The following is a 12,520-nucleotide window of genomic DNA, read 5'->3' on the forward strand; positions in this document are numbered from 1 at the left end:
TCTCCTTCGTCATGGAAAGATGACTTTTTGAACAACCACTATATGAATCTAGCTATCAAGGAGATGACAGCATGAAAACAAATCGATTCAATAAACTTATGATGACTGGCGGATTGACTGCTCTTTTGGCCGCTGGACTTGTGGTGCCGGCTTCGGCACAATCGAATACAACGTATACAACTTATACTACTAAGACCACGTTCTCTTCGAACTGGAACACTTATTTCAACTCGATTCCTTGGAATGAGATATATAAGCAAATACCGGCTCAAAACGGAACTAACGGGAATTGGAATTTCCAGAATGGCTCAACTCAGAATGGAACAACCCAGAATGGTTCGTCGCAAAATGAGACTAGCCAGCCAGGTACTAAGCCGGACAGCAATTCCGGTTCCCAGACTCAACCGACTCAACCGACTCAACCGACTCAACCGACTCAACCAACTCAACCGACTCAACCAAACACGGGGGCCAGCACCGATAAATCGCAGTTTGCAACCCAGGTGATCACGCTGGTGAATCAGGAGCGCGCGAAGCAGGGATTGAAGCCGCTCGCGGGAAATGCCGAACTTAACAATATGGCATTGGCAAAGGCGAAGGATATGAGCCAAAACAATTATTTTGACCATACTTCCCCGACCTACGGCTCTCCGTTCGATATGATGAAGAAGTTCGGAATTAGTTACAGCTATGCTGGAGAGAACATTGCCATGGGACAAAAAACTCCTGCAGACGTTGTAAAAGCCTGGATGAACAGTGAAGGGCATCGTGCCAATATTATGAATGCGAATTACAACTTGATCGGCGTCGGTTACTATAACGGATACTGGGCGCAAGAGTTCGTAGGCAGATAAGCAAGAGATTGTGCGCGAAAATGTTGGTTCAGCCATAAGTAATGCGATGCAATGTAATGTAATGCGAATATGAACGACGGTGCGGATACTTCCGCGCCGTTTTTTATTACGGCTTTAGCCAGTTGAGCTCGCGAAGCGTGCGAAACAAAAAACCACCCGCTATGCGGGTGGAGGGATCGAAGGTTTGACCACCAAGACCATTCCGATAAAATTGAGATGTTCAGGCTCAACAATGAAAGGAATGGTCTTAAATGGCAAACAAGAGCTATAGTCTAGCTCACACGAAGTGGATGTGCAAATACCACATTGTGTTCACCCCGAAGTATAGACGGAAAGAGATCTATAATCAAGTAAGGAAAGACTTAATCGAAATTTTCAAACGTTTATGTAAATACAAGGGGGTAGAAATAATAGAAGGCCACATGATGCCAGATCATGTACATATGTTAGTAGCGATACCCCCAAAAATCTCAGTATCTTCATTTATGGGATATCTGAAGGGAAAAAGCTCGCTGATGATATTTGAGAAGCATGCCAGCTTGAAGTATAAATATGGAAACCGGAAATTTTGGGCAGAGGGATACTACGTCAGCACAGTAGGCTTGAATGAGGCCACTGTCGCTAAATATATACGTGAGCAAGAAGCACATGACCAAGCAATGGATAAACTGAGTGTGAAAGAGTATGAGGATCCATTCAGCAGAAACAGTAACAAGAAGAAGTAAACCAGTTTAACTGGTAAGTGAAAGTGACAAAAACACTGAGCCTGAACAATTTTATTGTCAGGCTAGCGTCTTTAGGCGCAGTTTGGCAACAGGGGGTTATACCCCAAGAGCAAACCACCCGTTGGACGGGTGGTTATGATTTATTATAGGCAGGTAAGGCTGCCTTCATTGGAAATTTTCCAATGAAACTCCAGGAGAAGAGGGTATGACCATCGCTAATTGGATAAAATCCAATGAAAAAGCCAAGTATGCCGGATAAGGCGAAGGTTTTGTTAAAATGGTTGGATAATATCCAATCAGCGTCAATGAAAATGAGATTGGGCTGAATCTAATTGGAAATTTTCCAATCAACTCGTCAATTATCCAATCAAGCTGCCAGTAGAGAGGCAAAGTAATTAGACAGAGTAATTAGATAGATTAATTAGGCATGGTAATCAATTCGGCTAAAAGGAATGACGTAAGGGGTTGACGAAACGGGCAAAAACAGCTATATTTACTTTAATGGATAAAAGCATAAAAGCGAACAAGCGTTCAAGCGCGATAGCGTACTCCATGTGAACTTATTAATGTTAATAAATTGGCTATCCCCACTAGGGGTATATTCCGTTAAGATGAAAGGATGAATGAATCATGATCGTTATTACTTCGAATCAAACGCCCGAGGAGCGCGTTCAGGAAATTATCGCCGTTATTGAAAAGGAAGGACTGCAAACTCATGTATCCCGCGGCAAGGACCGGACGGTCATCGGATTGATCGGCGCAATCGAGCCAAAGCTGGCTGAGCATTTACGTCAGATGAAGGATGTTGAGAACGTCATTAAGATTTCAAAATCTTATAAACTGGCCAGTCGCGATTTTCATCCGGAGAACACTCTCATCTCGATCGGCGATGTCAACATCGGTGGCGGCGACCTGGTCGTTATGGGCGGACCATGCGCCGTGGAATCTCCTGAGCAGATCGACGAGATCGCTAGCTTGGTGAAGGCCGCAGGCGGTCAAGTATTGCGCGGCGGCGCCTTTAAACCGCGTACTGGGCCTTATAGCTTCCAGGGCGTCGGGGTAGAAGGGCTCGTTATGATGGCGGAAGCGGGCAAGAAACATGGACTTCTGACCATTACGGAAGTGATGACTCCCGAATATGTGGATGTCTGTGCCGAATATGCCGATATTCTTCAGGTCGGTACCCGCAATATGCAAAACTTCGATTTGCTTCGCAAGCTTGGTACTTGCGGCAAGCCAGTGCTGCTTAAGCGCGGCTTCAGCGCGACGTATGACGAGTTTTTGAATGCGGCTGAATACATTCTGGCCGGCGGTAATCCAAATGTTATGCTGTGCGAGCGCGGAATCCGCACCTTCGAGACATATACACGTAATACGCTTGATTTGTCCGCTATTCCGGTTCTTCAGAGTCTGAGTCATCTGCCGGTCATTTCTGATCCGAGTCACGGAACGGGACGCAGGGAACTGGTCGAGCCTATGACAAAAGCGTCTGTTGCTGCCGGTGCGGATGGACTTATCATCGAGATGCATACCGATCCGGACAACTCTATGACTGGGGACGGCGTGCAGTCTCTGTTCCCGGACCAATTCGCAGCGTTGCTGCGGGATTTGGAGAAGCTGGCACCATTGGTAGGCAAGCGTTTTGATACCTTAAAAGAAGCAGTGCAAATTTAACCAAAAATAAGCGTTTTACTATCCTATAAAAGCTCTCCCGCATATTGAAGCGGGAGGGCTTTTATACTTTTTGTCGATTAGTTTGTACTCAATGTCATAAAACCTAACATCTGATATAAAAATACCTTACATGGCTATTGACGGCTTTCCCCGTGCGGTTTTATAATGACGACAGAATAAACAAAAAGGGTGAACATTAGAACGGATTTCTCGGCATAATGTTCGTGATTGGGAGGAGTTTGTATGTCAGCAGAGTTGGTATTAAGAACAATTCAGGAAAAGCAAATTGAGTGGGTCGATTTTCGTTTTGTTGACTTATCCGGTCGCGCACACCACATCACTCTTCCGGCTAAAGAGGTCGATGAGGATACTTTCGTAAACGGGGTCGCTTTTGACGGTTCTTCGATTCCGGGGTTCCGTGGGATTGAAGAGTCCGATATGGTCATGATGCCGGACCATGGCGCAGTATATGTGGATCCGTTTACCTCGCATCCGACACTGAATGTATTTTGCGACATTTTTACGCCGGATGGGGAAAGATATGAAAGAGATCCTCGCAGCATCGCAGTCCGGGCTGAAGAATACCTGAACGCGAGCGGTGTCGGTACTGCGGCTTTCTTCGCACCGGAGTCCGAATTTTTTATTTTCGACGATGTACGGTATGAGAGCGGAATGAACAAAACTTTTTACTCGGTTGATTCGGAGGAAGCACTCTGGAATACGGGACGTACGGAAGAAGGGGGAAACCTCGGTTATAAAATTCCGGTCAAGGGTGGTTATGTTCCGGTAGCGCCGGCTGATAAGCAGCAGGATATTCGCAGCGAAATGTGCCGGCTTCTTGAAGAGGCGGGCATTCGCGTAGAGCGTCACCACCATGAAGTGGCTACCGCCGGTCAAGCTGAAATCAACTTCCGTTTCGATACTTTGTTGAAAACGGCTGACAATTTGATGGTCTACAAATATATCGTGCACAACACGGCCATCCAATTCGGCAAAACAGCAACCTTCATGCCGAAACCGCTCTTTGGCGATAACGGCTCCGGAATGCATGTTCACCAATCGATCTTTAACGGCGACACACCTCTCTTTTACGAAAAAGGCGCCTATGCCAACTTGAGCGAAACGGCGCTGCATTATATCGGCGGTATCCTGCACCATGCGCCGGCATTGATCGCGTTTACGAATCCGAGTACGAACTCGTTTAAACGTCTGGTTCCGGGTTACGAAGCTCCGGTCAACCTGGTCTATTCGAAGGGTAACCGTTCGGCTGCCGTACGTATTCCGGTTGCGGCTGTAACGCCTAAAGGCTGCCGGATCGAATTCCGTACTCCGGATTCGACGGCGAACCCGTACCTCGCTTTTTCGGCGATGTTGATGGCGGGCCTTGACGGAATCAAACGCAAAATCGATCCGACCAAAGAAGGCTACGGACCGTTCGACAAGAACATCTACGAACTGTCGGATGAAGAAAAGGCGGGTATCCGCAGTGTTCCCGGTTCACTCGACGAAGCGCTGAGCGCTCTGGAATCCGATTATGAATTCCTGACGGAAGGCGGCGTATTTACTAAAGCATTCATCGATAATTTCATCGATTTAAAACGGGCGGAAGCCAGATCGGTAGCTATCCGTGTTCATCCTTACGAATTCGGGCTTTATTACGATCTGTAAACCGGTTAGAATCAAAAAAGCGATTGGACCAGGGGGATTTCACCCCTCAGTCCAATCGCTTTTTTGCCGATCATAATAAAAAGCCGCCCGGATAAACACTCGGCGGCCTTTTATTAAAGCTGTACTTTTAATTTATTCCCGCAGGACTCCCGGATGACAAGCTCCGGCTCCACAACCACGTTGCTGGTTACGGACTGTGTATTCATCAGATCAAACAATAAAGAGGCGGCAAGTCTGCCGATCTTATCTTTATTTTGCCTTATGGTGGACAAGGCAGGGCTTGTGTATTTACAAGCTTCGATGTCGTCGCAACCGATGATAGCGACGTCTTCGGGAACGCGGAATCCATGTTCCTTCAATGCCCGCATGGCACCGATGGCAATGAGGTCGGAAGCGGCAAAGATGGCCCGAGGCAGGCTGCCGGATTCGATCATTTTATTAATAGCCTCATAACCGCTCTCTTCGAAAAAGTTTTCCCCATTTACGAACCAGTTATCGAAAACGGGAAGCCCGAAACTTTCGATGGCGTCCTTGTACCCTTTCTCCCGCATATTCGAAATATCCGATTCCAGTGTGCTTCCGATGTATCCCAGCTCCCGATATCCCTGGAGGTAGAAATGTTCAACTACCTTATAAGACATTTTGTAATTGTCGGACATAATATAACCGGAGCTTTTACCCTTCAGTTCGATATCGACGCCAATGCATGGAATTTCGCTGTGGTCCAGCTCGCTGATCGACGGTTCCACTTGCTGCCCTGTAACAATGATGCACCCGTCGACTTGAAAGTGTCGGCAACGGGCCAAATAATCACCGTCAACAGCATGAGATTTTTCGTTGGAGAAGAACAGGAGGTCATAGCCCAGAAAGCCCATTTGTTTCTTAAAGGAGTTAAGCACCTCAACAAAGAACGGGTGGGTAAAGTCGATATTCAGTTTACCGGCAAAGATCACTCCGATCAGACTGGATTTCTTGGTGGCCAGTGTTTTCGCTGAGTTGGAAGGGACATACCCTGTCTGTTTCATGATTTCGTGAACTTTCGCTTTGGTTTCTTCGGAAATGTCACTATAGTTGTTAATGATTTTGGATACGGTAGATACTGAAACTCCCGCCATTTCCGCAATCGTTTTTATATTGACCGACAAAAATTTTGCCCCCTCTCTTGAAAGAGAATCAAATCGGGTTATTCTTGTTGCGAAATAGGTTTCGAAACTCTTTTCGTAATTTAAGTTTACAGGCTACCTTTAAGCAAGTCAATTAAAAAACGATGTTTATATTCCTTAAGGGGAGAACTATATCTGTTGATGGGATAAGGATTGAAGCGCTATCTTTTCCGAATGGACAAGCGGTCTTAAGCAGGATAAAACCAGTTACAAAAAATATCTTTACAAACGTTTGGAATGATGCAATAATGTGTTTTGACGAAACCGCTTTCGGAGAAAAACGAAGATTTGCGAAACAACAGCACAGTTTTAACGAAAATTTTCGTAGATTAATCGCAAACCACGTCCGAAAGAGCAGTCAATTAATTACCAAATTAGGGGGTAGCAACATGGTAAAGAGAATTTCAGCCTTGGTACTGGCAGGCGCTCTAACACTCAGCCTTGCTGCATGTGGCGGCAATAACGACAAAGCAGCACCTTCCAATGAAGGCGGAAGCAAATCATCCGGTGAGAAGAAAGTCGTGAAAATTCTCCACTGGAAGCAAGAAAACATTAATAAAGCGATGGAAGAAATCAACGCTGATTTCGAAAAGAAATATCCGGAATATAAAGTCGAATACACGACTACAGGTCCGGATGACGAATATAAGCAAGCACAGAGAGCTAGAATCACAGCTAACGATGTAGACGTTCTGGCCGACTTGTCGGGCATGAGACTTTCGCCGCAAGACTGGACACCAGGCGCGAAAACTCCGGATTGGCAGCAATGGATCGATTCCGGCCTGATCGCTGATCTTTCGGGTCAAGAGCTGGTGAAGAACTGGAACGCGAACGATATCGAAAAAGCCGGTACATATAATGGCAAGGTTTATGCCGTTCCTACCGGTAAAGTGGCCATGTCGGGTCTGTTCTACAACAAACAGATTTTCGAAGACAACGGTTTGAAAGTGCCTACAACCTGGTCTGAATTCCTTAAGCTTTGCGAGGATTTGAAGGCTAAAGGAATCACTCCGATCGGGGTGGCCGGTAAAGACGTATGGCCTTTGAAACTGCCGGTATTTGCGCTTCAAGCGAAAATCCTGGGCGGCGGCGACCAACAAAAATGGATCGAAGGCGTTTGGAAGGGCGAAACAGCGTTCAATGACGCTGAAGCCGTTGAAGTGCTCGACAAAATGAAAACGATCCAAGACAACTACATGATCGACGGGTTCATGGGAATCGACTACGCTTCCGCTCCTGCGATCTTTGCTACAGGTAAAGTAGCTATGCTCGCTGACGGATCGTGGGATGCTCCTACAATCGCTACAGCTAACCCGGATCTGAAATTCGGATACTTCCCGGTTCCGGCTACTGAAGATGCTGCGAAAAACGCTTCTTTCGTAGGTAAATACGATGTAACCTGGTATGTTGCTGAGAAAGGCCCGAACAAAGAAGGCGGACTCAAATGGCTGGAATTCTTCTCGCAGCCTGAAAACTACACTAAATTCGTCAAAGCGGCAGGCTTTATTCCTACCCAAGACAATATTTCCACGGACAGCGAGTTTATCGATAACGAACTGACTCCTTACCTGGGCGATTTTGAATTGGCTTACGAAATCATGATGATCAACCGCGAAAACGTGGGCGAACATCTTGCTGCAGAAGGCGTGCATACAGAATATCTGGCACCGGGCGGACAATTTAAGACCGCTAAGGAATTGGCTGATGTGCAACAAAAAGAATGGGAAGCAGCAGCTCCAAGATAACTTAGAGAGACAATTATAAAGAACATACTGCCCTCGGGGTCTGCGTAGGCAGACCCCGATCATTTATTTGATTTGGACCTGCGAGGTGAGAGAGATGTATCCATTTGGCAAAGGCTTTGCAAGATATATACCGTTTTTATTACTGCTGATCCCTATGGGATTGTACCTTGTCTTTTATTTTGGACCCTCCGTAATGACCGTGATTTATTCCTTTACCGACGTAAAAAACATCCCCGGCAGTTCCATGAAATTTGTCGGCCTGGAAAATTATTATGATCTATTTTACTCCGGAAACTCTGGAGAACGCTGGCGCTCCATTATTAATACATTAATCTTCATGTTTATCGTTACCATTGTTCAGAACGGAGTCGCCTTGTTCATTGCCGTACTGATTAACCAACGGCTTCGCGGCGACTATTTCTACCGTGCCGTCTTCTTCTTGCCGGTCGTACTGGGTGTAGCTGTCGTTGCTCTGATCTGGAGCATGATGTTCGACCCGATGAGTGGTCCGGTAAATATGCTGTACGAGTGGCTGTTCGGATATAAAGATATGTTTTTTGCCAGCTTTACGCATGCGTTCGGATACATTATTTTCGTGCAAATCTGGATGTACATGGGCTACTCCATGCTGATCTTCCTGGCTGGCTTGCAGTCGGTGCCGAAGGATTTGTATGAAGCTGGTTATATCGACGGCACGAACAAATGGCAATCTTTCCGTCACATTACTTTCCCGTTGATCGCTCCTTCCTTTACCGTGAACATGCTGCTTTCGATTATCGGCGCGATGTCCACGTTCGATATCATTCTGGCTACGACGGATGGACGATTTAACACAAGAACGATGGCTTATGACGTTTATAAAGAAACCTTCCGAGGCAGCCTTGAGATGGGACTTCCATCCGCATTGTCTGTCGTTCAGTTCCTGATCATTCTCGTCTTCGTCGTTGTTGCGGTGAGACAGACGCGTAAGAGAGAGGTGGAATATTAATCATGAAAAATTCCAAATCGTTTACAGTCCTGTCCTACGCTGTCATTGCTATATTGCTGGTTTTATATGTGGTACCGCTGATTCTCGTACTCAATGTTTCCATTAAATCCTACCCCGAATATTTGATGAATCCGATCGGTCTCGTCAAAGAAATCCAGTGGAGCAATTACGCTACCGCATGGACAGAGGGGAATTTTGCTAACTATTTCCTGAACAGCGTGATCTATACCGGGGTGGCAACCGTGTTGACCATCATTGTGTCTGTTATGGGCGCTTTCCCGGTAGCCCGCGGTTATGTCAAATGGGCCGGGTTCATCTATTTGTTCTTCCTGTTGTCCCAATTTCTGCCGAACCCGATGGTTGCCCAGTATAAGCTCATGTTATCGATGCGCGAAAGTCTGGACATGTTCGGCTATGACACCAAGCTGGGATATATCATTCTCAAAACGTCAGGTACCGGCGTCGTCTTCATGATGTTTGTCGGTTATATCAAATCGATCAGCCGGGAACTGGATGAAGCGGCCGGGATGGACGGATCGGGTTATCTCCGTTATTTGTTCCAAATGATTCTGCCGCTGATGAAACCGGTTATCGCTACCGGCGTTATTTTGACGGCTATCGGTATCTGGAATGACTTTGTCGGCCCGATCATGTATCTGCCAAGTAAAGTCAACTATCCAATCACTTTCGGTCTGAAGGAATTCAAAGGTCAATACGGCAACAACTGGCCGCTCTTGGCCTGCGGTATTACCATTGTGGCAGCCCCGTTAATCGTGCTGTATACCTTCATTCAAAAATATCTCGTGGACGGAGCGCTTGCGGGAGCGGTTAAATCCTGAAGTTGTTCCACGGAACAGAATCCCGCATACCTTCGTAGAGCGGGATTCATTTTTGCCTGAAACAGGAGTCCGGCCGATATGGACGGATTTAATGTTTACGATATCCAAGGGAGAGGGAGAATCACATGAAGAGCAAAAAGTGGGAGTTTCTAGGTAGCCAGGGCCAATTTAAGCTGGAGCAGCCGGAAAAAAGCAGTTATTTGTATTTTCCGCTGGTCAACGAAGCGGGAATGATGTCCGCGATCACGCCTAATTTACACGGAGAAATGACCTCCGGCCACAATTCGTTTTTGATGGAGCCGGTATCGGTGCTGGATCTTCATAATTCCAAAGCTTCAAGAAACTTTTGGGTGTACCTGGAGGGAAGCGGTGCCTGGTCCGTGAGTGGGAATTCGGCCAAGCAAAATGCTGCGTTATTCTCCGGTAGCGAAGAGAAGAGCGAACTTGAGGGAGGCTTTCTTTGGCATAAAGTAACCCGGGAGCATGCGACTGCCGGCTTGCGGGCCGAAACGGTCAATTTTGTGCCTGTTACGGACGACAAAATCGAACTTATGAAAGTGAAGATGACCAATACAGGAACATCCCCGCTTCGGCTAACTCCGACTGCGGCGATTCCGATCTATGGGCGGTCGGCGGATGACCTCCGCGATCATCGTCATGTTACTTCCTTGCTGCATCGCACCTTCACTTCGCAACACGGTGTAGAAGTTCAGCCGGCGCTTTCTTTTGACGAGCGGGGACATCGCGTCAATAAGATGACTTACGGCGTGTTCGGCGCCGGTGCAAGCGGAGAGGTCCCTGTAGGCTTCTTCCCGGAAACCGAAGGCTTTACGGGTGAGGGCGGTGCCCTAGATTGGCCGGAAGCCGTAGTAGCAAACCTGGAACCGGCTGTAAAGGCCGGAGCCGAGCTCGAAGGCTTTGAAGCGACCGGGGCTCTTCGTTTCGAAGAGGTTACCCTTGCTCCGGGGCAAGCTGTGTCCTATGTTATCGCGATGATCATCGCCGATGACCGGATCGATCAGGAGCGGATTGCCGCCGACTATTTGTCGGAAGCGCGTTTCGATGAGCTGCTTGGTCAGAATGAAGCCTATTGGCAGGCCAAGCTGGATACGGTTACCTTCCATACCGGCGATAAAGAGCAGGATATGTGGATGAAATGGGTAACCCTTCAGCCGATTTTGCGGCGTCTCTACGGCAACTCCTTCCTCCCTTACCATGACTATGGCCGTGGGGGAAGAGGCTGGCGCGATTTGTGGCAGGATTGCCTGGCCCTTATGGTCATGGAGCCTGCGGAGGTCCGGAACTTGCTGCTTAACAACTATGCGGGTGTCCGGATGGATGGCAGCAACGCGACCATTATCGGATCGAAACCCGGCGAGTTCGTAGCGGACCGCAACAACATTCCTCGCGTCTGGATGGATCATGGGGCTTGGCCGCTGCTGACGACGCTGCTGTACATTCATCAAAGCGGGGACTTGGAGCTGCTGCTTCAACCGCAGACCTATTTCCGCGACGTATTCGTCAAACGCTGCAAGGAACGTGATTTGACGTGGACTCCGGAGCAAGGAAACAAGCTGCTGACCGGGGACGGGAAAGTCTATGAAGGAACGATCCTGGAGCATATCCTGCTGCAAAATGTGACTCCGTTCTTCCATGTTGGAGAACACGGCAACATCCTGCTGGAGGGCGCCGATTGGAACGACGGCCTTGACTTGGCGCCGAACCGCGGCGAAAGCGTGGCGTTTACGGCTTTCTATGCGAGCAACCTGCTTGAGCTTTCTGGGCTGTTGCTAGAGATGAATGAGAAGACCGGCCAGGATTCCGTGGAGATCGCCGAAGAAATGGCGATTCTGTTCGACACCTTATGTAATCCGGTAGCTTACGACAGCATTGCCGATAAACGGGCTTTGCTGCAGCGTTATTACGATTCCATTGTTCCTTCTGTTTCCGGAGCGAAGGTGAAGCTGGATATCCGTCAGGTCGCCGAAGACTTGAAGCGTAAGGGCGAATGGGCGATGGAGCATCTGCGCCGGAACGAATGGATCAAGAACAAGGAAGGCCATGAATGGTTTAACGGGTACTATAACGATCATGCCGAGCGGGTAGAGGGAGACCAGCCAAGCGGGGTACGGATGACATTGACGGGCCAAGTGTTCACGATCATGGGCGGCGTCGCCACCGAAGAACAGGTCGGTAAAATATCCTCCGCCGTGAACCGTTATTTGAAAGACGACAAGATCGGATACCGTTTGAATTCCCGGTTTGGTGGTATTCAGCAGGATCTGGGACGGGCGTTTGGATTCGCCTTCGGACATAAGGAGAACGGCGCAATGTTCAGTCATATGACCGTGATGTATGCGAACGCATTGTATAAGCGCGGTTTTGTGAAGGAGGGCTTCGACGTCCTGGACTCCATATACAAACTGTCCGCCGACTTTGAGCAAAGCCGCATGTATCCGGGAATTCCGGAGTATATCAACGAAAAAGGACGCGGCATGTACACGTATCTGACCGGATCGGCCAGTTGGCTGCTGCTGACCCAGTTGACGGAAGTGTTCGGGGTCAAGGGCTATTACGGCGATTTGCAGTTGGAGCCGAAACTGATGAAACCGCAGTTTGACGTGGACGGTAAAGCTTCCGTTGAGACGTTGTTTGCCGGACGTATGCTGCGTCTCGTTTATTGTAATCCTCAAGGAGCCGATTACGGAGCATATCGCATTCAATCCGTTACCTTGAACGGGGAGTCGCTTCCTTTCGTTGTTTCGGGAGAAGGCTGCCTGATTCAACGGAGCGTGATCGAAAAGCTTTCCGAAGACGGATTGCATGAGCTTGAAATTGTATTGGGGCAATAAAGCCCGTTAGTG

General features: G+C 48.0%; 9 protein-coding genes. 8 read left to right on the plus strand and 1 reads right to left on the minus strand.

What is annotated here, in order from left to right:
- Positions 1-71: 71 nt before the first annotated feature.
- The 4 genes from NYE70_RS00220 to glnA all read left to right on the plus strand — a co-directional run bounded on the left by NYE70_RS00220 (position 72) and on the right by glnA (position 4,921).
- Positions 72-854 carry a CAP domain-containing protein gene (locus NYE70_RS00220; RefSeq protein ID WP_341044640.1) on the plus strand — a complete coding sequence of 261 codons (783 nt, stop codon included), beginning with the start codon at positions 72-74 and terminating at the stop codon, positions 852-854.
- 251 nt (positions 855-1,105) lie between these two features.
- Positions 1,106-1,579 carry an IS200/IS605 family transposase gene (gene tnpA / locus NYE70_RS00225; RefSeq protein ID WP_213656720.1) on the plus strand — a complete coding sequence of 158 codons (474 nt, stop codon included), beginning with the start codon at positions 1,106-1,108 and terminating at the stop codon, positions 1,577-1,579.
- Positions 1,580-2,209: 630 nt separating this feature from the next.
- Positions 2,210-3,253 (plus strand): 3-deoxy-7-phosphoheptulonate synthase, encoded by a 1,044-nt coding sequence (aroF, locus tag NYE70_RS00230; protein ID WP_341044641.1) that lies wholly within the window; start codon positions 2,210-2,212, stop codon positions 3,251-3,253.
- 243 nt (positions 3,254-3,496) lie between these two features.
- The gene (gene glnA / locus NYE70_RS00235; protein WP_211025237.1) at positions 3,497-4,921 is read left to right on the plus strand and encodes a type I glutamate--ammonia ligase; all 1,425 of its coding nucleotides are present in this window, start codon (positions 3,497-3,499) and stop codon (positions 4,919-4,921) included.
- 113 nt (positions 4,922-5,034) lie between these two features.
- On the opposite strand, the gene NYE70_RS00240 is transcribed toward glnA, so the two are convergent.
- A complete protein-coding gene (locus tag NYE70_RS00240; RefSeq protein ID WP_445323820.1) occupies positions 5,035-6,036 on the minus strand; it encodes a LacI family DNA-binding transcriptional regulator in 1,002 nt (333 codons plus the stop codon).
- 437 nt (positions 6,037-6,473) lie between these two features.
- Between NYE70_RS00240 and NYE70_RS00245 the strand changes: the two genes are divergently transcribed.
- The 4 genes from NYE70_RS00245 to NYE70_RS00260 all read left to right on the plus strand — a co-directional run bounded on the left by NYE70_RS00245 (position 6,474) and on the right by NYE70_RS00260 (position 12,508).
- Positions 6,474-7,829 carry an ABC transporter substrate-binding protein gene (locus NYE70_RS00245; protein ID WP_211025241.1) on the plus strand — a complete coding sequence of 452 codons (1,356 nt, stop codon included), beginning with the start codon at positions 6,474-6,476 and terminating at the stop codon, positions 7,827-7,829.
- A gap of 94 nt (positions 7,830-7,923) precedes the next feature.
- Positions 7,924-8,817 (plus strand): carbohydrate ABC transporter permease, encoded by an 894-nt coding sequence (locus NYE70_RS00250; RefSeq protein ID WP_211025243.1) that lies wholly within the window; start codon positions 7,924-7,926, stop codon positions 8,815-8,817.
- 2 nt (positions 8,818-8,819) lie between these two features.
- The gene (locus tag NYE70_RS00255; RefSeq protein WP_211025245.1) at positions 8,820-9,656 is read left to right on the plus strand and encodes a carbohydrate ABC transporter permease; all 837 of its coding nucleotides are present in this window, start codon (positions 8,820-8,822) and stop codon (positions 9,654-9,656) included.
- Positions 9,657-9,781: 125 nt separating this feature from the next.
- Positions 9,782-12,508 (plus strand): GH36-type glycosyl hydrolase domain-containing protein, encoded by a 2,727-nt coding sequence (locus NYE70_RS00260; protein WP_341044642.1) that lies wholly within the window; start codon positions 9,782-9,784, stop codon positions 12,506-12,508.
- Positions 12,509-12,520 lie beyond the last annotated feature (12 nt).

The sequence above is a fragment of the Paenibacillus sp. FSL R5-0407 genome, from assembly GCF_038009185.1.
GTDB classification, from domain to species: Bacteria; Bacillota; Bacilli; order Paenibacillales; family Paenibacillaceae; genus Fontibacillus; species Fontibacillus vini.